General features: G+C 68.7%; 25 protein-coding genes. 8 read left to right on the top strand and 17 right to left on the bottom strand.

Annotated features, from left to right (window positions below):
* Positions 1-68: 68 nt before the first annotated feature.
* The 4 genes from K5L49_RS12925 to K5L49_RS12910 all read left to right on the top strand — a co-directional run bounded on the left by K5L49_RS12925 (position 69) and on the right by K5L49_RS12910 (position 4613).
* Positions 69-1373, top strand: a complete 1305-nt coding sequence (locus K5L49_RS12925) for a glutamyl-tRNA reductase (protein WP_308116548.1) — start codon at positions 69-71, stop codon at positions 1371-1373.
* A gap of 20 nt (positions 1374-1393) precedes the next feature.
* Positions 1394-2005 carry a GNAT family N-acetyltransferase gene (locus K5L49_RS12920; RefSeq protein ID WP_223693319.1) on the top strand — a complete coding sequence of 204 codons (612 nt, stop codon included), beginning with the start codon at positions 1394-1396 and terminating at the stop codon, positions 2003-2005.
* A 122-nt stretch (positions 2006-2127) separates the two neighbouring features.
* Entirely contained in the window at positions 2128-3516 is a 1389-nt protein-coding gene (locus tag K5L49_RS12915) for a glycine--tRNA ligase (protein WP_223693317.1), read from the top strand.
* 29 nt (positions 3517-3545) lie between these two features.
* Positions 3546-4613 (top strand): NAD-dependent epimerase/dehydratase family protein, encoded by a 1068-nt coding sequence (locus K5L49_RS12910; protein WP_223693316.1) that lies wholly within the window; start codon positions 3546-3548, stop codon positions 4611-4613.
* On the opposite strand, the gene K5L49_RS12905 is transcribed toward K5L49_RS12910, so the two are convergent.
* Both K5L49_RS12905 and K5L49_RS12900 read right to left on the bottom strand, forming a co-directional pair.
* Entirely contained in the window at positions 4600-5709 is a 1110-nt protein-coding gene (locus tag K5L49_RS12905; RefSeq protein WP_223693314.1) for a PrsW family glutamic-type intramembrane protease, read from the bottom strand. The genes K5L49_RS12910 and K5L49_RS12905 overlap by 14 nt on opposite strands.
* A gap of 43 nt (positions 5710-5752) precedes the next feature.
* The gene (locus tag K5L49_RS12900; protein ID WP_223693313.1) at positions 5753-6781 is read right to left on the bottom strand and encodes an alpha/beta hydrolase; all 1029 of its coding nucleotides are present in this window, start codon (positions 6779-6781) and stop codon (positions 5753-5755) included.
* A gap of 127 nt (positions 6782-6908) precedes the next feature.
* Here K5L49_RS12900 and K5L49_RS12895 point away from each other — a divergent pair, with 127 nt between their 5' ends.
* Positions 6909-7205 (top strand): WXG100 family type VII secretion target, encoded by a 297-nt coding sequence (locus tag K5L49_RS12895; RefSeq protein ID WP_223693311.1) that lies wholly within the window; start codon positions 6909-6911, stop codon positions 7203-7205.
* Positions 7206-7227: 22 nt separating this feature from the next.
* Positions 7228-7509, top strand: coding sequence for a hypothetical protein (locus K5L49_RS12890; RefSeq protein WP_223693309.1), 282 nt, complete (start codon positions 7228-7230; stop codon positions 7507-7509).
* Between the two features lie 57 nt (positions 7510-7566).
* On the opposite strand, the gene K5L49_RS12885 is transcribed toward K5L49_RS12890, so the two are convergent.
* The 12 genes from K5L49_RS12885 to K5L49_RS12830 all read right to left on the bottom strand — a co-directional run bounded on the left by K5L49_RS12885 (position 7567) and on the right by K5L49_RS12830 (position 20636).
* Positions 7567-8475, bottom strand: a complete 909-nt coding sequence (locus K5L49_RS12885) for a serine hydrolase (RefSeq protein WP_223693307.1) — start codon at positions 8473-8475, stop codon at positions 7567-7569.
* Between the two features lie 152 nt (positions 8476-8627).
* Positions 8628-10607, bottom strand: a complete 1980-nt coding sequence (locus tag K5L49_RS12880) for a M13 family metallopeptidase (RefSeq protein ID WP_223693305.1) — start codon at positions 10605-10607, stop codon at positions 8628-8630.
* A 9-nt stretch (positions 10608-10616) separates the two neighbouring features.
* Complete coding sequence (locus K5L49_RS12875) at positions 10617-11075, bottom strand: hypothetical protein (protein WP_223693303.1); 459 nt, start codon at positions 11073-11075, stop codon at positions 10617-10619.
* Positions 11076-11168: 93 nt separating this feature from the next.
* Complete coding sequence (locus tag K5L49_RS12870; RefSeq protein ID WP_223693302.1) at positions 11169-12578, bottom strand: APC family permease; 1410 nt, start codon at positions 12576-12578, stop codon at positions 11169-11171.
* 174 nt (positions 12579-12752) lie between these two features.
* Positions 12753-13229 (bottom strand): GbsR/MarR family transcriptional regulator, encoded by a 477-nt coding sequence (locus K5L49_RS12865; RefSeq protein WP_223693300.1) that lies wholly within the window; start codon positions 13227-13229, stop codon positions 12753-12755.
* Positions 13230-13254: 25 nt separating this feature from the next.
* Positions 13255-14952: an ABC transporter permease gene (locus K5L49_RS12860; RefSeq protein ID WP_223693298.1), complete on the bottom strand. Its 1698-nt coding sequence runs from the start codon at positions 14950-14952 to the stop codon at positions 13255-13257.
* Complete coding sequence (locus K5L49_RS12855) at positions 14949-15872, bottom strand: ABC transporter ATP-binding protein (protein WP_223693296.1); 924 nt, start codon at positions 15870-15872, stop codon at positions 14949-14951. The genes K5L49_RS12860 and K5L49_RS12855 overlap by 4 nt, the downstream gene beginning before the upstream one ends.
* Positions 15873-15949: 77 nt before the next feature.
* Complete coding sequence (locus K5L49_RS12850; RefSeq protein WP_223693294.1) at positions 15950-16693, bottom strand: triose-phosphate isomerase family protein; 744 nt, start codon at positions 16691-16693, stop codon at positions 15950-15952.
* 56 nt (positions 16694-16749) lie between these two features.
* Entirely contained in the window at positions 16750-17220 is a 471-nt protein-coding gene (locus K5L49_RS12845; RefSeq protein WP_223693293.1) for a ribose-5-phosphate isomerase, read from the bottom strand.
* A gap of 1 nt (position 17221) precedes the next feature.
* On the bottom strand, positions 17222-18976 hold the full coding sequence (locus K5L49_RS12840; RefSeq protein ID WP_223693291.1) for a dihydroxyacetone kinase family protein: 1755 nt from the start codon (positions 18974-18976) through the stop codon (positions 17222-17224).
* 2 nt (positions 18977-18978) lie between these two features.
* Positions 18979-19845 (bottom strand): phosphogluconate dehydrogenase C-terminal domain-containing protein, encoded by an 867-nt coding sequence (locus tag K5L49_RS12835; protein WP_223693289.1) that lies wholly within the window; start codon positions 19843-19845, stop codon positions 18979-18981.
* Complete coding sequence (locus K5L49_RS12830; protein ID WP_223693287.1) at positions 19842-20636, bottom strand: sugar phosphate isomerase/epimerase family protein; 795 nt, start codon at positions 20634-20636, stop codon at positions 19842-19844. The genes K5L49_RS12835 and K5L49_RS12830 overlap by 4 nt, the downstream gene beginning before the upstream one ends.
* A gap of 131 nt (positions 20637-20767) precedes the next feature.
* On the opposite strand from K5L49_RS12830, the gene K5L49_RS12825 reads away from it, so the two are divergent.
* On the top strand, positions 20768-21514 hold the full coding sequence (locus K5L49_RS12825) for a FadR/GntR family transcriptional regulator (protein ID WP_223693285.1): 747 nt from the start codon (positions 20768-20770) through the stop codon (positions 21512-21514).
* A gap of 48 nt (positions 21515-21562) precedes the next feature.
* On the opposite strand, the gene K5L49_RS12820 is transcribed toward K5L49_RS12825, so the two are convergent.
* Positions 21563-22576 (bottom strand): LacI family DNA-binding transcriptional regulator, encoded by a 1014-nt coding sequence (locus K5L49_RS12820; protein ID WP_223693283.1) that lies wholly within the window; start codon positions 22574-22576, stop codon positions 21563-21565.
* Positions 22577-22719: 143 nt separating this feature from the next.
* Here K5L49_RS12820 and K5L49_RS12815 point away from each other — a divergent pair, with 143 nt between their 5' ends.
* Positions 22720-23679 (top strand): SMP-30/gluconolactonase/LRE family protein, encoded by a 960-nt coding sequence (locus tag K5L49_RS12815; RefSeq protein WP_223693281.1) that lies wholly within the window; start codon positions 22720-22722, stop codon positions 23677-23679.
* On the opposite strand, the gene K5L49_RS12810 is transcribed toward K5L49_RS12815, so the two are convergent.
* Both K5L49_RS12810 and K5L49_RS12805 read right to left on the bottom strand, forming a co-directional pair.
* On the bottom strand, positions 23619-24032 hold the full coding sequence (locus K5L49_RS12810) for a carboxymuconolactone decarboxylase family protein (RefSeq protein ID WP_223693279.1): 414 nt from the start codon (positions 24030-24032) through the stop codon (positions 23619-23621). The genes K5L49_RS12815 and K5L49_RS12810 overlap by 61 nt on opposite strands.
* A gap of 17 nt (positions 24033-24049) precedes the next feature.
* A complete protein-coding gene (locus K5L49_RS12805) occupies positions 24050-24799 on the bottom strand; it encodes an SDR family NAD(P)-dependent oxidoreductase (protein ID WP_223693278.1) in 750 nt (249 codons plus the stop codon).
* Between the last annotated feature and the right edge of the window lie 89 nt (positions 24800-24888).

Raw genomic sequence — 24888 nt, 5'->3', positions numbered from 1 at the left:
AAGCTGAGCGCCGCAGAACACCTGCCGCCGATTCGAGGTTCGGCGACGGCAAGCGTAGGCTCCTCATCGTGCTTCTGTGCTTCTCGTCGAGTCACCGCACTGCGGACTTCGACCTTCTCGAACGGCTCGAGCGTCACGCTCCGGCCGTGAAAGCTGCACTCGCGGAGCATACCGAAGTCATCAGCGGATCCGTGGTGCTCGCCACCTGCAACCGTTTCGAGGCCTACCTGGATGTGGACGAGCCGCTCACCGCGGCACGCGCCGTCTCGGCCGAGACCGTCATCGAGGCTGTGAGCGCCGCATCCGGCATCGACGCGGACGAGTTGCGGGCCTCGAGCGAAGTGATCTGCGACCACGGCGTCGCCGAGCACCTCTTCTCGGTGTCGAGCGGTCTCGAATCCGTCGTCGTCGGCGAGGGCGAGATCGCCGGGCAGGTGCGCCGCGCGTTGGAGACGGCCCGTGCCACCGGGACTGTCACAAGCGACCTCGAACGACTCTTCCAGGGCGCGTCGCGAACCTCGCGCGGGGTGAAGAACCGCACCGGCATCACGACGGCAGGCCGCTCGATGGTGCGACTCGGCCTCGACCTCGCCGAGAGCCGCGTGACCGACTGGGCGGCCACCCGCGTGCTGCTCGTCGGCACCGGCGCATACGCCGGTGCCAGCCTCGCCGCCCTGCGCGACCGCGGCGTGAGCGATGTGCGGGTGTTCTCCCCCTCCGGCCGCGCCGCCAAGTTCGCCCGTTCCCACGACATCGAGCCGATCGACGGCGCCGACCTGATCGCGGTGCTCGCCGAATGCGACCTGGTGGTCACCTGCAGCGCCGCCACCGACCCCATCCTCAGCCGTGCCCAGCTCGCCGAGGCGATGAACCGGCCGGGAGCCCTCGAGCGCCGCCTGGTGATCGACCTCGGGCTGCCACGCAACGTCGACCCCGCCGTTGCCGAACTGCACGGCGCCGAGCTGCTCGACCTCGAGACGATCAGCCGCCACGCCCCGCTCGAGGAGCTCAACGCCACCGAAGACGCCCGCCTCATCGTGGGCGCCGCGGCCGCAGAGTTCGCCGCACAGTCGGCGGAGCAGTCGGTGACCGACGCTCTCGTGGCCCTGCGCACGCACGTCTTCGACATCCTCGACGCCGAGATCGAGCGCTCCCGTGGCCGCGACGACAGCGAGCAGACCGAGGCGGCCCTGCGCCACCTCGCCGGCGTGCTGCTCCACACCCCCTCGGTGCGCGCGCGCCGGCTCGCTCGGGAAGGCGACGCCCAGGCCGTCGTCGACGCCGCCAACACGCTCTTCGGTCTCGACATCGCCGACGCACCCGCCACCTCCCGCCGTCTGCGCGCGATCACCGACGAAACCGCCGCATCCTGACCACCGACCCGAGGAAGACCGTGAGCAACGAAGCGAACGACGCCCCGCACGGAGCCACCGGGCTCCCCTACGGTGCACAGGAGGTGGCGACGGAGCGTCTGCTGCTGCGCCCCCTCAACGCCGGTGACCTCGACGATGTGCACGAGTACCAGAAGCTCAAAGACGTCGTGCGCTACCTCTACTGGGAGGTGCACGACCACGAGGAATCCGCGGAGCACCTCAAGAAGCGCATCGCGATGAGGCAGCTGTCGAAAGACGGCGACGGCCTCATCTACGCCGTCGAACTCCCCGACCCGGCCGGCGGGCACGGGCGGGTCGTCGGCGATATGAGCATCTTCCTCAAGAACGCCCAGTTCGGCCAGGTGGAGATCGGCTGGGTCTTCCACCCCGCCGTCCACGGCCGCGGCTACGCCACCGAGGCTGCCGAAGCCGTGCTGAAGATCTGCTTCGACATTGTGGGCGCGCACCGCGTCTTCGCCCAGCTCGACCCGCGCAACGAAGCCTCCTCCCGCCTCTGCGAGCGTCTCGGGATGCGCAAGGAGGCCCACCTGCGCCAGAACGAGATCTTCAAAGGGGAATGGGGCGACACCGCCGTCTACGGCATCCTCGATGACGAGTACCGCGCGCGCTGAGCCCGGGATGCACCCGGAGCCGGTCGACCCGCGGGAATCGGGGGCCCGACAACCTCAGTAACATTGGGAGGGCGGGCCGTGCGCCCGAGGCACTGGGACAACGGCAATACAGGGAGCAGCAATTGGCTGAGCAGTCGAAACTCGATTCGGTAATCACGCTGGCACAGCACCGCGGGTTCGTCTTCCCCTCCGGCGACATCTACGGCGGAACGCGATCGGCCTGGGACTACGGCCCTCTCGGTGTCGAACTCAAAGAGAACATCAAACGTGAGTGGTGGAACGCTTTCGTGCGCGGGCGCGGCGACATGGTCGGGCTCGACTCGGCCATCATCCTCCCGACCGCCGTGTGGGAGGCCTCCGGGCACGTCAAAGTGTTCAGCGACCCACTGACCGAATCCCTCATCACCCACAAGCGCTACCGTGCCGACCACCTGTTCGAGGCGTATGAGGAGAAGCACGGTCACCCGCCGGAGAACGGTCTCGCCGACATCCCGGACCCTGAGCATCCCGACAAGGTCGGCCAGTGGACCGAGGTGCGCCAGTTCTCCGGGCTGCTCAAGACCTTCCTCGGCGTCGTCGACGACGAGTCCGGACTGCACTACCTGCGCCCCGAGACGGCGCAGGGCATCTTCACCGACTTCGCGAGCGTGCTGCAGACCTCCCGCAAGAAGCCGCCCTTCGGCATCGGCCAGATCGGCAAGGCGTTCCGCAATGAGATCACGCCGGGAAACTTCATCTTCCGCACCCGCGAGTTCGAGCAGATGGAGATCGAGTTCTTCGTCGAGCCGGGAACCGACGACGAGTGGCAGCAGACCTGGATGGACCTCTGCTGGGACTGGTTCGTCGACCTCGGGATGACCCCGGAGAACATCCGCTGGTTCGAGCACCCCAAAGACAAGCTCGCCCACTACTCCAAGCGCACCGTCGACATCGAGTACAAGTTCGAGTTCACGGGCAACCCGTGGGGCGAGCTGATGGGTGTGGCCAACCGCACCGACTACGACCTGCGCGTTCACGCTGAGGCGTCCGGCAAAGACCTGAGCTTCTTCGACCAGAACAAGAACGAGCGGTTCACCCCATACGTGATCGAGCCGTCGTTCGGCCTGACCCGCGCCCTGATGGCGTTCCTCGTCGACTCGTACCACGAGGAGGAGGTGCCGAACGCGAAGGGCGGCACCGACAAGCGCACAGTGCTGCGACTCGACCCGCGACTGGCGCCGGTCAAGGTGGCCGTGCTCCCCCTCTCCCGCAACGAGGCGCTCTCGCCGCTCGCCCGCTCGCTCGCCGACTCGCTGCGCAAGCGCCGCAACGTCGACTTCGATGACTCGGGTGCGATCGGCCGACGCTACCGTCGGCAAGACGAGATCGGCACGCCGTTCTGCGTCACGGTCGACTTCGACTCGCTCGAAGACAATGCCGTGACGGTGCGCGACCGCGACACGATGAAGCAGGAGCGCATCCCGCTCGACCAGCTGGACGCCTACCTGAGCCGCCACCTCAAAGAGGTCTGACCCCCGCCGAGCCGGCGTAGGTTGGTGCCATGCAGGCGGACACCACGCGCACGGCACTGATCATCGGCGGCACGGGGCAGATCGGCGTGGCCGCTGCCCGGCGCCTCGCCCACGATGGCTGGTCGGTTCTGATCGCCCACCGCGGTGAGCATGCCGGGGATGCGGCACTCGCCGACCTCGACGTCACGACCATCCGCCTCGACCGCGACGACACCGAATCGCTGCTCGCGCACGCCCGCGGCCACGACCTCGTGCTGGACACCGTGGCCTACGAGCCGCGGCACGCCGACCAATTGGCTCGGCTCGCGGGCGATGTCGGTTCGCTGGTGGTCGTCTCGACCGGGTCGGTCTACACCGGCGCCGACGGTGGATACCTCGACATCGTCACCGGCCCCGAAGACTTCCCCGACTTCCCGCTGCCATTGCGTGAGACCGACCCGGTCGTCGACAACGCCGAGAAGACCTACTCACCGTTGAAGGCCGCGATGGAGCGTCGGCTTCTCGCGGTCGACGACCTCCCGGTGAGCATCCTGCGCCCCGGCGCCGTCCACGGCCCGTTCAGCCCGAGGCTGCGTGAGTGGTTCTTCATCAAACGGGCGCTCGATCGCCGCGAACGTGTGGTGCTCTCCGATGACGGCTCCAACCGCTTCAGTACTTCGGCCACGGTGAACCTGGCCGAGCTCGTCGCGCTCTGCGCCGACAAGCCGGGACGGCGTGTGCTCAACGCCGTCGACGACGACGCTCTGAGCGTCGCCGAGATCGCCCGCACGGTGTTCACCGCGCTGGACCGCGAGGTGGAGATCGTCGCGTTCCCGGGCCCGCCGATCGGGTCGGTGGGGTCGACGCCGTGGACGGTCGCGCATCCCCTGCTGCTCAGCATGGCCGCCGCGACGGTCGAACTCGGCTATCACCAGCCGGTGGGCTACGCGGATGCGGCTGCGGCAGCAATCGACTGGATGGTGCGCGCAGTCGACGCGGCCGACCGGCACGGCGGGAGCTGGCAGCGGCTGTTCCCCGCCCTCGCCGACCAGGCGGACACCTGGTTCGAATACCCGGCCGAAGACGCCTTCCTGGCCGAGCGCATCACAGGCCGCTGACCGCGAACGCCGACCGTTTGGCCGCGCGCGCCACGAACAGCCAGACGAACCCTCCGGCCAGCAGCAGCAGCACGCTGAACGCGAACGAGACGAGCCCATCCAGCCGCCCGAGGCCCGGGATGAGCGAGGTGAGACCGGCCAGGCTGTTGAACAGCCCGTGTGCCGCCGCGACCGCGAGATAGGTGCCGACGACGCCGATCGTGAGACGGAACCGTCCGTTACGGGCCGCACCGAACACCGCCGCCGCCAGGAGTGCGGTGAAAAGGGGATGCAGGAAGGGCCCCGTCAGCTCCCGCACGATCATCGTGCCGAGAAAACTGCCGAACGCGTTGCCGTTCTCCGCTCCCAGGGCGAAGGCCTGCTGCAGGTAGCCGAGGTTCTCGACGACGCTGAACCCGAACCCGACGGCTCCACCGACGAACAGACCCGTCCGCGCGTTCTTCACCGGCAGATGCAGCGAGAGCAGCACCACGAACAGGATCTTCGCGAACTCCTCGACCACACCGGCCAGCCCCAGGGCGAGGGCGCTCGGTTTCGTCGCGGTGCCCCCGCCGGCGATGTCGATGAGCGAGTTCAGGGGCAGCGCCAGCAGAGTGGCGCCGGTGCCGCCGACGAGAGCGATGATGAGCAGGCGGGATGCGCTGAGCCCGTCCTCTGGTCTCAGCCGGTACGCCATCGTGTACAGGATCGCGGCGGCGACGGTCACGCTGCCGGTGACCAGGAAGTACGGCGAGAGCGTCGACGGCCCCTCGTCGTGCCCGGGCGGGGTGAGCGCGGCGAGAATGACGCTCAGGCCGATCAGCCAGACCCAGATGCCGGCACACGCGCCGACGATGATGAACCCGCCGAAACGTCCCAGCCACGTGCGTCTGCGCGGTGCGACGACAGCGGAAGAGGAACCCTGCCACGCCACTCCCCTCTCGGATGCGGCGCCCACGGCGAGCCCGCCCGGCCCGCTCTGCGGGGCCCAGACCTCGCGCGGCGGAGAAACGTACGGCGTCCACGCGAAGCCGTTCCACCACCGGTACTGCGGTACGGGCTGCGGGTCGGGATACCAGCCGCTCGGTGGGAGCGGAGGACAAGGGCCAGAGGTCACAGACGGATTATCGCTGCCGACGCCCATCCGAGTCGAGCGCGGTTCACGAGGCGGTGACGCGGTCGAGGAACGCCACTGTCGAGGCGAGCGCCGAGCGGGCGGCCGCATCTTTGAAGTGGAACTGGTATTCGTGCGGGAGGCCGGGCTTCTCATCCTCGGGGTAGAACACCGTGGTCACATCGACTCCGAGACCCTGCAGCTTGGTCGCCATCGGCTTCGACTGAACCGGGGTGAGCGGATCGGCGTTCCCGCCGGAGATCCAGGTGGTCGGGAAGTCCTTCGTCACGTATTCGATCGTGGACATCGCTTTGCCTCCCGCGCTCGTCGACCAGTTCTTCTCGCCGAGATACGACCACAGTGCGATGCGGAAGCCCCAGCCGCCGATGCCGGGCGCATCCGGGATGCCCCGCACATCGTAGATGCCGCAGTTGAGGATGACGGCGCGAAGCTGGTCTTTGCTCACCCCCGGCTCGACCCCGACCTGGCGGGCGTAGTCCGGGTTCGTCGCCAGCACGGCGATCTGCGACGCGTACTGCGCCCCTGCGGAGTCGCCGGCGAGAACGATGCGGGTCGGATCGATGCCGTACTCGTCCGCGTGCGCCACCAGGAAGGCCAGCGCCTGGTTGAGCTGCTTCAGGGCAGTCGGGTACGTCGCCTCGGGCGCGACCGTGTAGTTGAGCCCGACGGTCGTGTACCCGTGCGACGCGATCATCTGGAGGTACGGGTCGACATTGTCCTTGTCACCCGAGATCCATGCCCCGCCGTGGATCCAGACGACGGTTGCGAGCGGTTTCGCCGTTCCGGTGGGGGCGAAGACGTCGAGCGAGGTGTCCGAGCCGGCATCGCCGTACGCGATGTTCCGACGCGCCTCGATCCCGCTCTTCGGCACGTACGGCTGCATCTCGGCGACCGTTTCGCGCGCACCCTGCTCGAACAGTGCCCGGATGAGCAGCGCACTCGGCCACGGATTGACCAGCCCGACGATGAGCACCGTCACGACCGCCAGTGACAGTGCCATCAGGGCCACGGTGACGACGCTCTGATACCACCGCTTGCGGGTTCGTTTGGCCATGCGATGACCCTATCGGGCGGCTCGAACGAATCTGCGCAAATGCCTTCATTGGCCCGCCGAAGGGTTCCCCGCACTCTGTCCCTTCGGTATCGTCGATGACACATTTCGCATTTCATCGGGGGAAACCATGTCGAACATCAACGTCTCGTTCCAGGAACTGAACGGCAACGCCGACCGTCTCGTCGCCGGTCGCGACGAGATCAACTCAACCCTGTCGAGGCTCCAATCCCAGATCTCCGCCCTCGTGACCGCCGGGTTCACGACCGACAAGTCTTCGGGCGCTTTCTCCGACGCGTACACCCGCTTCACCACCGGCGCCCAGAACACCATCGGCGGCCTCGACGACCTCGCCCGGTTCCTGCGCACGGCCGCGCAAGCCCTCGGCGATGTCGATGCCCAGCTCGCCGCGCGCCTCGGCCGCTGAGCTCGCCCGGATTCTTTCTCGAATGAACGACTCCCAGCTCGTCGTGGACGGTTCGCTGCTGCGCGAGCTCGCCGCGCGCCTGACCGCGTCTGCGCCCTCCGTGCTCTTCACGCCCGCGCTCACCGCACCGGCCGATGGCACGATCGGGTCAGCGACCGTCGCCTCCACCCTGCAGGGCGGCTCAGCGCAGCAGAGCCGCCGAGCCCAACTCGTCTTCGACGCGCTGCGCAGCGTCGCAGCCGCCCCGGCGGTGGCGGCCTCCGCCTTCGCCGGTGCAGACGCCGCCCTCGCCCGGGCCTTCTGATGCCGTCGCCCAACGACGGCAGAGCCCGACGGCGAGAGGCCAAAAGAGGAGGGAGGGTCAGAAGACGTGCTCGAGGAGGTCGAGGCCGAGGGTGCGCATCCCGTCGATGACGGCGAGACGGGCAGACAGGGCGGAGTCGTCGAAGTAGGTTGAGACGGCGTAGGTGACACCGGAGCGGGGACCGCGCAGCACGCCGACCTCGCTGCGGACGCCCGCATCCGTGCCCGTCTTGTTCACGAGCAGGATGCCGTGCTCGGCCGCGCGATGCGAATGCGGGTCCAAACCGAACGCGCTCGACACCAGAGAGAAGTCGCTGTTCAACGACAGCCACGAGATGACACGCTGACTGGTCGGCGGGTCCACGATCTCACCACGAGCCAAAGCCGAAAACAACCAGGTGAGCTCGTTGGCGCTGCCGACCGACAATTGCGGTGCGTCATCCGGGCCGCGATGATCACGCACCAGATCGAGCAAGGCGGTGCGGGTCAGGCCGAGCGCCTCCGTACGCGCACTCACCGCATCCAAACCCACCCGGCGCAACAACACATTGGTGGCGAGGTTGTCGCTGGTGGCACCCACCAACGCGGCAAGATCGGCGACCGGAAGCGACGGCGCCTGCAGATGCTGCCAAATACCGGAATCGCCCACCGCATCGGCCGGCGAACGGTCGAGCAACGTCAACGGGCTCAGCTCACCGGTCTGCAACCGGGCCGCCACCTCGACCAGCAGCAGCACCTTGCCGATGCTCGCGGTCGGCATCACCACATGATCGTCGACCGAGAAGAGGACGGCGCCCGTCGCCAGATCGGTGGCACGAGCCGAAACCTGCACGCCGTTCAGTGCCAGCTGACCGAGCGCGGCGAAACCACGACTGAAATTGCCGGTCGTGTCGGCACCTCGGTGGCGGCTGCGCCGCGCGGCACTGTGCCGGCTGCGGCGCTCGGGTTCCTGCGTCTGGATCGTCACGGCGGGGGTAAGTCCTTCGTCCGATGGTGGTGCGTTCGGCGCGGTCCCCCTGGTCCGCATGCGTTCGGGCGGCACGACCGAAGGCACAATACGCTCGATATTACCCCGCGGAAGGGGGACCTGCGCCCCGCCCTCCGCGGAAGAAGACCGAATCACCAGATGGTGACGCGTTCCTCGGGCGCGAGCCACAGACCGTCGCCCTCGATGACCCCGAAGGTGTCGTAGAAGGCGTCGATGTTGCGCACGATCTGGTTGCAGCGGAACTCGTTCGGGGAGTGCGGGTCGATGGCGAGGAGCCGGATGACTTCCTCATCCCGGCCCTTCTGCTGCCAGGCCTGCGCCCACGACAGGAAGAACCGCTGCGCACCGGTGAGACCGTCGACCACCGGCGGCTCCTGGCCCCCGAGCGAAATGCGGTAGGCCTTCCAGGCGATGCCGAGACCGCCCAGGTCGCCGATGTTCTCGCCGATCGTGAGCGCGCCGTTGACATGGTGGTCGGGCACCTGGGCCGGAGCGAGCGCGTTGTACTGCTCGATCAGGCTGCTGGTGCGCTTCTCGAACGCCGTGCGGTCGGCCTCCGTCCACCAGTCCTGCAGGCGGCCGTCGCCGTCATACTTGGACCCCTGGTCGTCGAACCCGTGGCCGATCTCGTGGCCGATGACCGCGCCGATCGCACCATAGTTGGCCGCGTCATCCCGTGCGGCGTCGAAGAACGGGAACTGCAGGATGGCCGCCGGGAACACGATCTCGTTGAACCCGGGGTTGTAGTAGGCGTTGATGGTCTGCGGCGTCATGAACCACTCGTCGCGGTCCAGCGGTCTGCCGATCTTGCCCAGCTCGCGGTTGAACTCGAAGGTGCTGGTGGCGCGCACATTGCCGAGCAGGTCGGTCGGGTCGATCTCGAGGGCGGAATAGTCGCGCCATTTCACCGGGAAGCCGATCTTGGGCGTGAACTTCTCCAGCTTGTCCTCGGCGCGGTTGCGGGTGTCCTCCCCCATCCATTCAAGGGTGCGAATGCTCTGACGGTAAGCCTCGATCAGGTTGCCGACCAGCACATCCATGCTCTGCTTCGCGGTCGGCGGGAAATGCTTCTCGACGTAGATTCGGCCGACGGCCTCACCCATCGCACCCTCGACGAGGGAGACCCCGCGCTTCCAGCGTGCGCGCATCTGCGGAGTGCCGGTGAGGGTGCGACCGTAGAAGTCGAAATTCGCCTCCACGAAGTCGCCGCTCAGGTAGGGCGCGGCACCGTGGATGATCTGCCAGGCGAGCCAGTCCTTCCAACTCTCCAGGCGCTCGGCCGTGAGCAGGCTCGCAAGCCCGGCGGTGAACGACGGCTGACGCAGCACGAGCTCGGCCAGCGCGCCCTCGGGAGCGCCGAGGGCCTGCTCCCACACAGTGAGGTCGGCGCCGTCGCCGGCGGCGCCCTGGAACAGTTCGGCCGCCTCCGCCCAGGTGAACAGGTTGTACGTCTTCTCGGAGTCGCGCGACTTCACGTTGTCCCAGTGATGGCTCGCGATGGCCGTCTCCAGATCGAACACGCGCTGAGCGCGCTGCGGGGCATCGTCGAGGCCGGCCAGCTCGAACATCCGCTGGATGTGCGCCACGAACGCTTCGCGCACCGGCGCGAACGTCTCCTCGCGGAAATACGACTCGTCGGGCAGCGAGATGCCGGCCTGCTCGGCGAACACCAGGTAGCGCTCGGGGTCGCCCGGGTCGTTGTCGACGAACAGCTGGTAGAAACCGGCGAGGCCGTGCCGCTCCAGCGTGCCGATCGTGCTCAGCAGGCTCGGGATGCTGTCGACGTCGCTCGCGAGGGCCAGCTGGCTCTCGATCGGCGCCGCACCGAGCTGCTCGATGTGCTCCTCGTCCACGAAGCTGGCGAAGAGGTCACCGAACTTGCGCTCCTCGGTGCCCTCCGGCGCATCCTGGGCCGACTGGATGATGTCGCGGACGGCCGCCTCCGCCTCCTCCGCGAGGATCATGAACGAGCCCCAGCGGGCCTTGTCTGCGGGGATCTCGGTGCGGGCGATCCACGTGCCGTTGACGTGCCGGAACAGGTCGTCCTGCGGCCGCACGGAAGGATCGAGTTCAGCGGTTTCGATGCCGGAGGTGGTGGCGGAGTCAGTCATCCTGCCAGCCTACGGGTTGGACACCCTTCGGGCCGAGGGCCCGGCCGCAGCCGCCTGGCGCGGCCGCGCGTCGTGGGTGCCGTCGCCGCGCCGCAACCGCCGGTACGAGTTCAGGAACAGCGTTGCGAGCGCCGCCTGCACGAGCACCGACACTGTTCCGGATGCGCTGCCGTAGCCGAGCAGGGAGAAGACCAGGTTCACGGCGGCCAGCAGCGCGTAGCCGGCGCCGAGCACTCCGCTCAGCAGGGGCTTCGCCGTCATCCGCCACCACGGCCTTGCCCGCGCGACATCCTCGCCGGCGCCCCGGAACATCCGCGAGGCCAGATACCAGCCGGCCAGTTGCAGGAGCGAGAGGACGATCGACCCCGGCTCCCAGCCGAACGCGTTCAGCAGAAGCATCAGGAGGAGGTTCACGCCGAGGAGCACCCCCACGACGATCGTCTTCTGACCGACCGACACGAAACGCATGAGGGGCCCCCTGGTGGTGCTGCCCCGCCGTTCGTGGGGCCGGGGCCAGCCTGTCACATGCCTGTCCCCCGGCCCGCCCGGCTCGCCGTTCCCCTACTTCTCGTCGGTTTTGATGGCCTTGCTGAAGCCGGTGACAGGCTGGTTCTCGTCGAAGGCGGCGACCTTGCGGCGGAAGCCCCTGGTGAGCACGAGCAGGTAGATCAGGCCGATGCCCATCCAGATGCTGCCGCCGATCAATGCGTCTACGTGCAGATTCGCCCACAGCACCCCGGTCAGCAGCATGCCGATCCCCGGCAGGACGATGAACGTGAAGATGTCCTTCACCGTGTGACGGCGGCCCTTGCGGATGGCGAACCAGGCGATCACCGACACGTTCACGAAGGTGAACGCGATCAGAGCGCCGAAGTTGATGAACGCCGCGATCATCTCCAGGGTGAACGCCGCCGCCAGCAGGCTGATCAGTCCGACGAGCACGATGTTGAACGTCGGCGTGTGCGTCTTCGCGTTGATGTGGCCGAAGAACCTACGGGGCAGCACGTTGTTGCGGCCCATCACCAGCAGCATCCGGGACACCGACGCGTGCGACGCCAGACCGGAGGCGAGTGTCGCCGCGAACCCGGCCGCCGTGAGCACGGCCTGGAGCGTGGGGCCGCCGACCTGTAAGCCGATCTCGGGGAGGGTGCTGTCTTCGATCGCCTCCTGAGGGAACGCGCTCGATGACGGGAACCGAAGCTGGGTGAAGTAGGCGGTGATGAGGAAGATCGCGCCGCCGATGATGACGGTGTAGAGGATCGCCTTCGGCATGATCTTGGGGCTCTTCGCTTCCTCGGCGTACATCGTGACCGCGTCGAACCCGATGAACGAGAAACAGACGATCGTCGCACCTGTGAGAACCGCGCCGAGGGTGACCGCATCGTGGAAGAACGGCTGCACGGAGGCGACGGTGCCCTGACCCTCGCCGCGCATCAGCTGGGCGATGACCATGACCACGAACACGGCCATCACGACGATCGAGAACACGAGGAGGATCATGTTGATGTTCGAGGTGCCGCGCATCGTCAGGTAGATGACGGTGGTGACGACCGCGCAATAGATGACCACCCAGATCCAGCCGGGAACCTCGGGGAACAGCGCCCCCAGGTAGCTGCGGATGATGAGGCAGTTCACCATCGGCAGCAGCACGTAGTCGATCAGGGAGGTCCAGCCCACCATGAACCCGACATTCGGATGCACGGACTCACGCACATAGGTGTAAGCCGACCCCGCGCTCGGGATGGCACCGGCCATCTTGCCGTAGCTCACCGCCGTGAACATCATCACGATGAGGGCAACCAGATATGCGGAAGGAACGACATTGTTCGTGTCCCGCGACACCATCCCGAACGTGTCGAAGACGACGGTCGGCGTCATGTAGCCGAGCCCGAGGCCCACGATCGCCCACAACCCGAGATTCCGCTTCAGCCGTGCCCCCGAAGCGGTCGCGGGCGCCGATGTCGTCGTCATGTTCTCTCCTTTAAGAACGCCGGAACGCCGAGCGACCTCCGGCGACCCTCCCACTGCGACTCTGCAGCGGCCGTCGAGAACTGCTCTGGCGTCTGAGTTGAGCCATCCTCCCACAAGCTGAGAGGTTACGAAGACTTCCCAGCTCGCATGGAGGGAGGGGGGAGTTGGGGGGGGTCAGTCGGCCTGGTCGGAGCGCAGCTGTTCCCACTCTTCGAGGAGTTCGGGCACGCGGCGGCCGAAGAAGCGGTAGAAATCAGCCATCTCCAGCAGGCGTGCGCGCGCGATGGAGGTGGGGTCGGTGATGCTGGCCGCCCCCGCATCCGCCTGGGCGGCCAGCACCTCGTAGATCTCGTTCTTGCTGGCAAGGGCGGCGTACCAGGGGTCTTCGGGGAGCTCGTAGCGGTCGCGGCGACTGCCGGTCTGCGCAACGCGACGGACGATGCCGATCTGCTGGAGGTAGCGCACAGCACCCGAGATGGCGGCCGCGCTCACGCCGAGCTGTTCGCTCAGCTCGACGGCGGTGAGGCCGCCGCTCTCCTCGACGGTGAGGGCCATCACCACGCGGGCCGGCATCTTGGGGAAGCCGGCCGAGGTGAGGATGGCGGCCGAGCGTTCGACGACATCGTTCAGCGCTTGCTCGTTCTCGGCCATGTCGCCATCCTTTCAGTTCGTCCGTTCACCCGATTGCGAAGTCCCGGCGGCGCACCAGCACCGCGGCGATGGCGGCGGCCACGATGGCGATGCCGAACATCCAGTAGCCGCCGCTCCAGTCGGGCGTGCCCGCCACGACGGGTGCGTGGCTGAACGGCGAGAGGTCGTGTAACCACGTGGGCAGCCCGACCAGGGAGCCGAAGATACCGAAGAAGGCGCCGAGGCCGAGGAGACTCCAGGAGAGCCCGACCGTCCACGACGGCACCGCGGCGAACACGAGTGCGAGCACGCCGAGATAGACGAGCGCCACCGGGAGCTGAGCGGCCGCCGCCGCGAACGAGTCGCCGAGCACCGAGGCGCTCTCGCCGGCCGACAGCGCCGAGAGGCCCGAGGCGAGCCCGGCCGCCAGCAGCACGAGAACGATCGCGACGAGGCCGATGAACAGGAAGGAGAACAGCCAGCGCACTCGGGAGAGCGGTGTGGACATCATCACCTCGGCGGCGCCGGCGGACTCCTCCTGGCGCAGTCGGATGACGATCTGCGTCGCGCAGGCGGCGGCGAGCACTCCCACGATGGAGAAGATGGCGCTGATGAAGATCTGCGTGAGCGGACCGGTGCCGCCCGAGCCGATCGCCCCCAGAGCCTTGCGGATGCTGGCCAGGCTCGGATCGTTGGCGATCGACGAGCTCACGACGCTGCCGAGCGCGCCGGCGAGGAGGCCGGTGAACAGGCCGCCGACCGTCCAGCCGAGAATGGTCGGCCATTGCAACCGCCAGGCCAGGCCGAGCGGACCCGACAGGGTGGCGCGCGCATCCCGCCGGCCGGCACGCTCGGGGATGAGGCCGGCACCGCTGTCGCGCACGGACTGCAGGGCGAAGACGATGGCCATCAGCACCACGGCGAGGCCGAGGTCGAGCAGCAGCGGGCGGCCGTCGTTCGCGGTGTAGGCCGCGGTCTGCTCCCCCCAGCCGATCGGGCTCAGCCAGGAGGGCCAGGAGCTGATCATGTGGGTGCCGTCGGCGGTTACCGTTCCGGTCGCATCCCCGATTCCGCGAAACAGGTAAGCGAGCACAACGACGGCGGAGGCGAACCCGTTGGCTCCACGCGAGGTCATCATGAGCTGCGCCAGCAGCAGGCCGACCGCGAGGAAGGCGATGCCGGCGCCGCCGGTCGCGGCCCCCGCCACGAACGACCCGGCGGCCGGCAGCCCGGCGGCCATGAAGCCGAGCGCCGTGAACAGGGCCAGCAGCACATTGGCAATCACGCCGTGCACGAGGGTGGCCACAGTGGGAAGGATGCGCGCGGCCGGCGTCGAGGCCACGAGTTCGGCCCGCCCGGTCTCCTCCTCGGCGCGCGAATGCCGCACGGCGAGGAACGTGCTCATCAGTCCGGCGAGCAGTGCCAGGAAGGTGAAGATCTCGAAGAAGGTGACGGAGGCGAGCCCGGTGCCCTGCGGCAGTCCTCGCAGCATGAGGATGGCGGGGTTCGCGATGGCGAGGTGCACCAATTCGACGCGGCCCGTGGCATCCCCGTACGTGTTCTGAATGCTGGCCGCCGAGAACGCGGCGAGCAGCGCGATGCACAGCAGCCAGATGAGCAGCTGCCAGCGGTCGCGGCGCAACCGTTGCCGGAGGAGGACGCTCAGCGTTGTGAGCGTTCCGCCGCCGGCGGTCGCCCGTTCTCGTTCGTGGCGCGCGGCCGGCGCCTGCACGGTCGCGCTCATCGTGCGTTCGCCTCCGCCAGTTCGTCGCCGTAGTGGCGCAAGAACAGCTCTTCGAGTGACGGTGGCGCCACCGTCAGACCCTGCGTTTCGAGGCCGGCGAGCGCCGAGAGCACTCCGGGGAGCTTGTCGCTGTCGGCCGTGAAGCGCACCCGACCGTTGTCGGTGTGCAGGTCGTGCGCGTTCGGGATGCTCGCGAGCTGCGCCTCGCTCACACCTTCGGACGCGAACGCGATCTCGGTGCGGGTGAGGTGCCTCAGGTCGGCGAGGGTTCCCGTCTCGACGGTTTTGCCCGAACGGATGATGCTCACGCGGTCGCAGAGCAGCTCTACCTCGGACAGGATGTGACTGGAGAGCAGGACCGTCGCGCCCTCGGCGGCCACCCGGGCGACTTCCGCGTTGAAGGTCGCCTCCATCAGCGGGTCGAGTCCGCTCGTCGGCTCGTCGAGGATGTAGAGGTCGGCCGGGGTGGCGAAGGCGGCGACCAGAGCCACCTTCTGCCGGTTCCCCTTCGAGTATGCGCGGCCCTTCTTGGAGGGGTCGAGCTGGAACACCTCCACCAGCCGCTTCTTGCGCTCGGCGTACACGGCCTTGTCGGTCGTCCCCCCGCGCAGCCGGGCGAGCAGGTCGATCGCTTCGCCGCCGGAGAGGTTCGGCCACAGGTTGACGTCGCCAGGAACGTAGGCGAGGCGGCGGTGCAGCTCCACCGCGTCCTTCCACGGGTCACGCCCGAACAGGGCGGCGGTGCCGCCGCTGGTCTTCGCCAGACCCAGCAGAATGCGGATGGTCGTCGACTTCCCCGCACCGTTCGGTCCGAGGAATCCGTGAACCTCCCCCGCGGTGACGGAGAGGTCGAGCCCGTCGAGGGCCCGCACACGGCCGAAGCGCTTCTCGAGGCCGACGGCCTCAATCACTGTGTTCATGAGCGGGACTCTACGCTCATTTCACAAATTTGTGAAAGTTCCTAACGGAATCATCACAGGTGACAAGCCCGGACGGCTCAGCGTGGGATGCGCAGACAATCCGCTGCATCATCGAGCACGCGGTGCAGGCCGGACGGGTCGTGGGCGAACCGGCCGAGGAACAGGCCGCCGACATGAGGGAAGAGTTCCCCGAGCAGGCCGGGGCCTGCGCTTCCGCCGTAGACGACCGTGCTCCCGGTGCGACCGGGAAGCCCGCCCAGCAGAGTCGACACGTGCGTGCTCACCGCACGGACATGCCCGGCCTCGGCCGGTTCGGCGGCGCCGATCGCCCACACCGGCTCGTAGGCGACGATCACCCGCCCCGGGCCGGCGTCGGCCAGGGCGGAGCGGACCTGCCGCCCGACGACGGCGGCCGCCGCATCCGGTGTCGCCCGCTCGGGCTCACCGACGCAGACCACCGGAACGAGGCCGGCCCGGAGCGCGGCGGCGGACTTGAGGGCGACGACCTCCTCCGTCTCGCCGAACAGGCGGCGGCGCTCGGCATGGCCGACCTCGACCAGTTCTGCGCCGACCTCGACCAACTGCGGGCCGCCCACTTCGCCGGTGAAGGCACCCTCGTCGGCCCAGTGCAGATTCTGTGCGCCGAGCCGAACGGGGGTGTCGCCCAGAGCGAGCCTGGCCTCGGTCAGGAACGGGGTGCTCGGGATGACGAACAGCTCGATCGCGCCGGAGACCACAGCCGGATGCCGGCTGGCCAATTCGGCGACCGCGCGGCAGTACTCACGCGTACGTTCGAGCCCGAAATACATCTTCAAGCTCACACCGACAGTGAGGCGTCGGGCTCCCGCTCCCGCTCCTCCTCTGTTCACGGAGCGACTCAGCAGCTTCCGGCGGACTCGTAGCGGTCGATGTCGGCCACCTTCTCCGCGCTCGCGCTCGCCTCATCGAAGCGGTAGGTCAGCCACTCGCCCGCGAGCCTGCGGGCCAATTCGATCCCGATCACGCGCTGACCGAAGCACAGCACCTGGGCGTTGTTCGACAACACGGCCCGCTCGACGGAGAAGCTGTCGTGAGCGGTGACGGCTCGGATGCCCGGCACCTTGTTGGCCGAGATGGCCACCCCCAGCCCGGTTCCGCACACCAGCAGTGCACGGTCGGCCTCGCCGGCGGCGACGAGGTCGGCGGCGCGGATCGCAACCCGAGGGTAAGACGTGTGCCCGCTGTCGTCCACGCCGACGTCGACGACGGACTCGACGAGCAGGCTGTTCCGCATGTCGCCTTTGAGGATCTCCTTATAGTCGAAGCCGGCATCGTCACTGCCGACGACGAGGCGCAGAGGCTTCGTCATGTCATCCCTTCCCCGTGCTCAGATGCCGCGCGATGGCGGACACGATCAATGCGAACGACTGCGCGCCGGCGTCGGGGGTGCCCACGCTCTTGAGAGCGTGGGGCCGGGCCCGCCCCAACCGCGGAAGCAGATCGGCCGTCGCGGCGGCGGCAGCCACGGCGACATCGGCCGCGATGTTCCAGGCGCTCGGGAGCCCGGCAGCGATGTGGGAGGCGAGAGCATCCCGGAACGGGAGCATCGCATCCACCATCGTCTTATCGCCCAAAGATGCCTTGCCGTAGCCGACGACCCCGTCGACGGCAGCAGTGACCCCGGCGCTCACCGTCGCGGCAGTCGGTGCCGCCGCATCCCCGATCGTCTCGCCGAGGCGGCGCAGCGCGACCCCCCAGAGCGCGCCGGATGTGCCGCCGGCCCGATCAGCCCACGCATGCGCGGCACGGGTCAGCACCGAGCCGGCGCCGGAACCCTCGGCGGCGCTGCGTGCGGCGTCGAGCGCCGCGTGGACACCGCGTTGCATGCCGATGCCGTGGTCACCGTCGCCGGCGACCGCATCGATGCGGCCAAGCTCGTCGGCGTTCTCGTCGATGGTGGCGCAGACGACCTCGAGCAGGTGGACGATGCGGGCCGCGGCCTCGATCGAGGCGGGGTCGGCGGGCTCGGGCTCGGGGTCGGGGGCGGGCTCGGGCTCGGCAACGACGGCGCGGGGCGCCGCTGCCTCCGAACCGGCCGGCGCGATCCGGAGGTCGTCGCGCGACCCACGCTTGAACGCGGGAGAGTCGCAGGCGGCTGACCACAGGGTCTCGAGCTCGGGATCCAGCCAGAACAGCGTGAGGGAGACGCCCGCCATGTCGAAACTGGTGCAGAACTCCCCGACCTGGGGGTCGACCGTGACGACGCCGGCCTCGTCGAGCAGGCGCGCGACGGTTCCGAACACCACGAACAGCTCCTCGTACTTCACCGAACCGAGCCCGTTGAGGAGGGGGACGACTCGTCGCCCGGCCACCGAGTCCATTCCGTCGGGCAGCTCGGCGAGCAGGGAGGAGACGAGCAGCGTCGCGAGTTCGGCGGCCGAGGGGATGTCGGCCTCGTCGATCCCGGGTTCGCCGTGGATTCCCATGCCCACCGCCATGCGACCGCCGGGAACGGAGAAGAGGGGCTCTTGGGCCCCGGGCAGCGTGCATCCTGTGAAGGCGACACCGAACGAACGGGTGCCCTCATTGGCCAGACGCGCGACCCTCGCCACCTCGGAGAGCGGGTAGCCGGCATCGGCCGCGGCGGCGGCGACCTTGAAGACGGTCAGGTCGCCGGCGATACCCCGCCGCTTCTCCCGCTCGGTGCTCGGGGCGCTGGAGATATCGTCGGTGACCGTGACGGTTTCGCACGCGATGCCCTCCGCCCTCAACTGTTCCTGAGCGGCGTCGAAGTTCAGCACGTCGCCCGCATAGTTGCCGTAGGTGAGGAGCACCCCGCCTTCCCCCGCAACCTCGGAGGCGACGCTGTGCACGGCGCGCGCCGACGGCGAGGCGAACAGGTTGCCCAGGGCGGCGCCGTGCGCGAGACCCGGACCGACGAGTCCGCCGAACGCCGGATAGTGCCCGGAGCCTCCTCCGATGACGACGGACACCGAGCCGGGGTCTGCCGGCGAGCGGCGCACGACGCCGCCGGAGACCGGCCGCACATACGACCGGTTGGCCGCGACGAAGCCGGCGACCATTTCGTCTGCAAAAGCCGCGGGCTCGTTGAACAGGCGGGTCACGGTCAGCGCCCGATCGCGGACAAGTGGAGCATCGCCGCGAGGTTCTTGTCGAGTTCGGCGTCGGTGAAGACCTTCTTCCAATCGTCTCTGACGATGTTCGCGCGACCGTAGTCCATCGCGATCAGGCAGGCGTCGCTGAACGGGTTGTCGCCGCGGAGCGAGTTGGCCAGCGCGACCTGCGTGTGACCGAGCAGGATGGACCGGGCAGCCGCCTCGGGAACACCCATCGTGTTCACGGCCTCATGCAGCGCCTCCTTGAGCAGGCCGCCGATCATGCAGGCGATCGTCTCCACGAGGGTCGGCTCAAGCTGCGCGAGCTGCTTCACCGTCACGTGGTGCACGTCGATCACCGGGGCGTAGAGGCTGCGCACCACCTCCTCGACGCGGGCGCGCGTGGCCGGGTCGTCGCTCTCGACCGCGAGGATCGCGTCCTGCGGTGCGGCGATTCCGCCGAACGTATCCGCCCATTCCTCCGGGGTGCTGCGCTGCAGGAAGATCGAGGGGTGACAGGGATGCGCCACCGCCTGCACGACATCAGCGCGACGGGTGAGCAACCCGGCATAGGCTGCCGCCGGGTCGAGGGTGAGCAGCACGCTCCCCGCTTTCATCAGCGGCACCACCTCGGCCGACACCGCGGCGAGTGCGAGATCGGGGACGGCGAGGACCACCACATCCGCGTCGCGGACGGCCGAGGCCGTGTCGGTGAGCCGGCGACCGGCCGCCTCGACGCGCTCCCGGCCGGCGGCCCCTGTCTCGCTGTAGCGGCCATCGTGGGCGGTCTTGACGAGGTTGTCCGAGACGCGCATCCCCATCTTGCCGCCGGCGCCGATGATCGCGATCGCGATGGCCCTGGTCGTGGTGTCCGTCATGTGCTACTCCTCACTGCGGCAAGCGTGGCCGCGGTCCAGTCGTTCTCGAGTCGGATGGTCGTGGCTTCATCGCCCTGCCAGGGCAGCCAATGCTCCACGACCTGGTTGACGCCGCGGCCGGCCGGATCGACGGCAGCGAGCAGGTGGGGGTAGTCGAGCAATCCGGTTCCGAACGCTGCGCCCTCGAGCGTGAACCCGACCCAGCCGTCACGGCGGCGGAAGGCGAAGTCTTTGGCGTGGATCGCGACGGTGTGCGGAGCGCAGAGCGCGACGACGTCGCGGGGATGCTCCAGCCCGGCGACGGTGTTGGCCGGGTCGAGGCAGATGCCCAGCCGGGGGCTGCCGACCTCCTCCACGAGCGAGACCAGGTCGACGGACGGCAGCTGCTCGTAGGTCTCGAGCGCGAGGGTCACCCCGGCCGCCTCGTACGCGGGGATGCTCGCCCTCAGCATCCCGGCAGCCTCGTCGAGCGTCGGGCGCGACCCGGGCGCGTGGACCATGCTGCGCACCAGGGGGGCGTCGAAGACAGCGGCGAGGTCGAGCATGCTCGCGAGGTGCGCAGGTGCGATGCCTTTCGTGCCGAGCTCGATCGTCAGCCCGAGCTCGTCAGCAACAGCTTTCGCCTCATGCCGCTCGGCGCCCGACAGCTCCAGCAGGGGTGCGTAGTCGCAGATCTGGAACAGGTCGACGTCGAGTTCGCGGGTGCGGCGCAGTTGGTCGGTCAGGGTCAGGGGCGCGCTGACACGGTCGGACCCCTGCCAGAAGAAGGCGTAGCTTCCGAGACCGATCATTGCTGCTCTCTCGTTCGAAGGGTCGGTGATGCCCGTTCCGGTGGAGGGCTGATCGCCACCATAACATCAACCGGTTGACCAGTTCCAGTACCGGTTGACCAATCCGGCCGCCCGGTTGCTACTCTGAACCCGTGCCAGCGTTCCCCGATCAGCCCACCGACACCATCACCGCGGCGCTCGGCAGCGTTCCCACGGGAACGGCGGTCTCGGCCGTCGCGAAGCGCCTGCTCGAGCTCTTCACCAGCGGCGCCATCCCCCGCGGCGCCCGTCTGCCCCCCGAACGACAGCTCGCACAGTCGCTGGGGATCGGGCGCTCAGCGGTGCGCGAGGCTCTCGCCGCCCTCGAAATCCTCGGGATCATCGACGTTCGACCGGGCAGCGGAACCTATCTGCGCGGCTCCGCCTCCGAGTTGCTCCCCGAGACGCTCAGCTGGGGGCTCATGCTCGGCGAGCCACGCACGGATGAGCTGATCGCCCTGCGCGGGCGGCTCGAGATCTTCGCGGCCGAGCTCGCCGCGACCCAGATCGGCGACGACGCTCTCACGCGCCTCGACCGCCACCTGACCGCAATGCACAACTCCCTCGGCAACCATGTGCGGTTCATCGAGGCCGACCTCAAGTTCCACCTGGAGATCGCCGCGAGCGCCGGCAACCAGGTGCTCTCGGATCTGCTGCGGAGCATCCGCTCGCTGCTGCGCATCTGGGTTGAGCGCGGCCTCAGCTCCGACGACGAGGCGCAGGCGGCCCTCGCCGAGCATGCGGAGGTGCTCGCCGCCCTGCGCGCGCGCGACCCGCGGGCGGCGGCGGCGGCGATGACACGCCACATGGACACGGCCGGCGCGCGGCTGCGGCTCACCATCACGCCGACCGCCGACTGACCGCGGCCCCGGGCCACCAGCGCCCGCGCGCTTCGACGGGCGTGGGCGTCAGCGCCGTCCGCCGCCGACCGTGCTCGACCGTGCCACGAGCTCGGGCGGGAAGATCTGGTGCCGCTCCGCGCTTTCACCGGCGATCTCCGCCAGGAGCAGTTCGACCGCCGCGATGCCGAAGGCCTCGTGAGGCGACCGGATCGAGCTGAGGGGAATGATCGACGACGCCGCGAACTCGATGTCGTCATACCCGATGAGTGCCACATCGTCGGGAACGCGCACACCCGCCAGCACCAGATCTTGCAGCAGGCCGAGGGCGATCAGGTCGTTCGCGGCGAAGACACCGTCCGGCCGGAGCGCGGCGGGGCGCTCCAGCAGGGCTTTCGCCACCGCATGACCACCGGCGATGGTGCGTTCGGTGAGGTTGATGACCTCGAGCGTCGCCGATCCGGACTCGCGGATCGCGGCGCTCGCCCCGTCGAGACGGTCGCCGAGCTGGCGGATGCCGAGCGGACCGCCGATGAACGCGAGCCGTCGGCGCCCCAGGCCGATCAGGTGCTGTGCGGCGAGGAACCCGCCCGCGACGTCGTCGACCGACACCGACGGCTGATCCGGCGAGGCCGCCGCTTGGCCAACGAGAACGCTGGGTGTTCCGCGCTGGCGGACAGCCGCGAGCCTGTCTTCCACGCCCTCATGGGAGGCGACGAGCATCCCGCGCACCTGGTGGCGCTCGAAGAGTTCGAGATAGGCGTCTTCCCGGGCGCGGCTGCGGTTCGAGTTCGCGATGAACACCGAGAGGCCGCTCTTTGCTGCTCGTTGCTCCACGCCTTCGGCGATCGTCGCGAAATAGGGATTGCTGACATCAGGGGCGATGTAGGCGATCGCCGTGCTGCTGCCCAGCCGCAGCTGACGGCCGGCGTTGTTCGGCACGAAGCCGAGCGTCTGGATGGCACGCTGGATGCGCTCCACCTTCTCTGCCGACACCCGGTCGGGGTGGTTCAGGTAGTGGGACACCGTTCCGTGGGAGACCCCGGCGAGCACCGCGACCTCCCGCATTCCGACTCTCGCCACCGCTATCCCCTCTCGTCGCGGCACCTGCCCCACGCCACCTTGGTAGGCCAACGGTACCGGGCGAGGGCCTGGTCGGCCGCATTGCGCGGCGAAAAGATTCTGACACGTGTCAATTCAGGCCCGGCCTCTGGCATCCTGGTCAGATGAACCCGTCCACGATCCACGACCCGCACGGCGTGCTCGCCACCGATGCGACCCTCGAACACCTTGCGAGCGGAAGCACCTGGGCTGAAGGCCCGTGCTGGATCGCGGCCACCGGCCGGCTGCGCTGGAGCGATGTGGTCGGCGACCGCATCCTCGAGTTCGATCCCGAGACCGGCGAGACCGGTGTCTACGCCGACGGCGTCGAGTTCGTCAACGGACGCACCCTCGACCGTGCCGGCGATGTCGTGCAGTGTTCGCACGGCCGCCGCCGGGTCGAACGGGATGCGGGCGGGCACGTCGAGATGATCGTCGACCGCTTCAAGGGGCACCGGTTCAATTCGCCGAACGACGTCGTCGTCGACTCCGCCGGCGTGATCTGGTTCACCGACCCGCCGTACGGAATCCACGAGAGCGGCCGCGAAGGGCACCCGGGCGAGCCCGAATACGGCGGCTGTTCGGTCTTCCGCTACGACGAGTCGACGGGCGACCTCCGCGCCGTCGTCACCGACATGGTGCACCCGAACGGACTCGCCTTCTCGCCGGACGAGAAGACGCTCTACGTGGCCGACACCGGCTACCTGTGGAACGACGACGCCCCCGGCTGGATCCGAGCCTACGAGGTGGCCGATGGCGCCTGCAGCGCGCCGCGGGTGTTCGCCGAAGTGCGCCCTGGCGCCGCCGACGGATTCCGCGTCGACGCGGCCGGCCGGGTCTGGTCGTCGAGCCGGGACTCGGTGCAGGTGTTCCTGCCGAGCGGAGAACGGATCGCGGTGATCCCGGTTCCCGAGACGGTGTCGAACGTATGCTTCGGCGGCCCGGACGGACGCGACCTCTACATCACGGCGACGACGAGTCTCTACCGCATCCGCACCACGACGGGGCCGGCCGTGCCCGGTGTTCAGCCGCGTCCGTCCGGTCCGAGCGCAGGCGGCACCTCGAGCCCGAGGGCGAGCAGCTGATCGGTGACGACCCGGATCGCGTTGAGCGCCTTCGGAAAGCCGCTGTACTGCACCGTGTGGATGACGGTCTCGAGGATCTCGGTGGGTGTGCATCCCACATTGATCGCCCCGCGGGTGTGACCCTGCAGCTGCGGTTCGAGTCCGCCGATCGTCACGAGGGATGCGAGCGACAGCAGCTCCCGCTGGGCGAGAGTGAGGCCGGGCCGCGAGTAGATGTCACCGAAGTTGAACTCGATGCCGAAGCGGGCGAGATCCTGAGCGAGCCCGGTCTGCATCTCGATGAGCCCATCGGCCTTTCCCTCCCCGTAGACATTGTTGAACCAGCGTTTGCCGGTCTCGAGGCGTTCCGTCATGGTGTTCTTCCCGTCTCTCAGATGGAGTGTCCGCCGTCGACCGGCAGCACCAGTCCTGTGATGTTCTCGGATTCCGGCGCGGCGAGGAAGACGACGATCTGGGCCAGATGCGCCGGATCTCCGAGCAGGCGGGTGGGGATCTGCGCCAGCAGGGCCTCGCGTCGTTCAGGGGTGTCGTTGTCGCGGCCGGGGGTGGCCTGTGCTCCCGGGGCGAGGGCGTTCACGGTGATGCCCTGCTCCGCCACCTCGATGGCGAGCGCCTTGGTGAGACCGATCACACCGGCCTTCGCCGCCGCGTACGCTGTTGCTCCTCGCACGAGCCGGCCGCCGGAGACGGCGGCGATCGAGGCGATCGAGATGATGCGGCCCGAGCGCTGTTCCAGCATCGAGGGGAGCACGGCCCGGGTGACGTTGAACACGGAGGTGAGGTTGCGGTCGAGCTGGGTCTGCCAGGTCTCGGTGGTCATCTCGTGGAACCAGCTGACCGCGCCGCCGCCGGCGCCGTTGAGGAGGATGTCGACGCCTCCCCACTCGTCGGTGATGGAGGCGACGGCCGTCCCGACCGCGTCGAAGTCCGAGAGGTCGGCGGCGGCCGAGAGAGCGCGGCGCCCTTCGGCGCGCACCAGGTCGGCCGTGCGCTCGAGGCCCTCGGCATTGAGGTCGATACCGGCCACGTCCGCGCCTTCGCGGGCGAGCGTCTGGGCGATCACCGTTCCGAGTGCACCGGCCGCTCCGGTGACGATGGCGCGCTTTCCCTGCAGTCTCATGTCTTCGACTCTTCTCCAATATCGGGGATGCCCGGCGCGCGACCGTCTCCGACGGGCGGCGTGTCCGGGCGGGCGGACGAGAGTAAGTG

Source organism: Leifsonia poae (genome assembly GCF_020009625.1).
GTDB lineage: Bacteria > Actinomycetota > Actinomycetes > Actinomycetales > Microbacteriaceae > Leifsonia > Leifsonia poae_A.
The sequence above is the reverse complement of the archived record's forward strand: the minus strand, read 5'-3'. Positions and strand labels throughout refer to the sequence as shown.

Bases quoted from the DNA above. Each gene is read 5' to 3' on its own strand.
- K5L49_RS12870 (WP_223693302.1), bottom strand. From the start codon at position 12,578: ATGACGACGACATCGGCGCCCGCGACCGCTTCGGGGGCACGGCTGAAG.
- K5L49_RS12855 (WP_223693296.1), bottom strand. From the start codon at position 15,872: ATGAACACAGTGATTGAGGCCGTCGGCCTCGAGAAGCGCTTCGGCCGT.
- K5L49_RS12860 (WP_223693298.1), bottom strand. From the start codon at position 14,952: ATGAGCGCGACCGTGCAGGCGCCGGCCGCGCGCCACGAACGAGAACGG.
- K5L49_RS12875 (WP_223693303.1), bottom strand. From the start codon at position 11,075: ATGCGTTTCGTGTCGGTCGGTCAGAAGACGATCGTCGTGGGGGTGCTC.
- K5L49_RS12810 (WP_223693279.1), bottom strand. From the start codon at position 24,032: ATGACGGAACGCCTCGAGACCGGCAAACGCTGGTTCAACAATGTCTAC.
- K5L49_RS12805 (WP_223693278.1), bottom strand. From the start codon at position 24,799: ATGAGACTGCAGGGAAAGCGCGCCATCGTCACCGGAGCGGCCGGTGCA.
- K5L49_RS12830 (WP_223693287.1), bottom strand. From the start codon at position 20,636: ATGATCGGTCTCGGAAGCTACGCCTTCTTCTGGCAGGGGTCCGACCGT.
- K5L49_RS12845 (WP_223693293.1), bottom strand. From the start codon at position 17,220: ATGACGAAGCCTCTGCGCCTCGTCGTCGGCAGTGACGATGCCGGCTTC.
- K5L49_RS12880 (WP_223693305.1), bottom strand. From the start codon at position 10,607: ATGACTGACTCCGCCACCACCTCCGGCATCGAAACCGCTGAACTCGAT.
- K5L49_RS12910 (WP_223693316.1), top strand. From the start codon at position 3,546: ATGCAGGCGGACACCACGCGCACGGCACTGATCATCGGCGGCACGGGG.
- K5L49_RS12835 (WP_223693289.1), bottom strand. From the start codon at position 19,845: ATGACGGACACCACGACCAGGGCCATCGCGATCGCGATCATCGGCGCC.
- K5L49_RS12815 (WP_223693281.1), top strand. From the start codon at position 22,720: ATGAACCCGTCCACGATCCACGACCCGCACGGCGTGCTCGCCACCGAT.
- K5L49_RS12865 (WP_223693300.1), bottom strand. From the start codon at position 13,229: ATGGCCGAGAACGAGCAAGCGCTGAACGATGTCGTCGAACGCTCGGCC.
- K5L49_RS12900 (WP_223693313.1), bottom strand. From the start codon at position 6,781: ATGGCCAAACGAACCCGCAAGCGGTGGTATCAGAGCGTCGTCACCGTG.
- K5L49_RS12895 (WP_223693311.1), top strand. From the start codon at position 6,909: ATGTCGAACATCAACGTCTCGTTCCAGGAACTGAACGGCAACGCCGAC.
- K5L49_RS12890 (WP_223693309.1), top strand. From the start codon at position 7,228: ATGAACGACTCCCAGCTCGTCGTGGACGGTTCGCTGCTGCGCGAGCTC.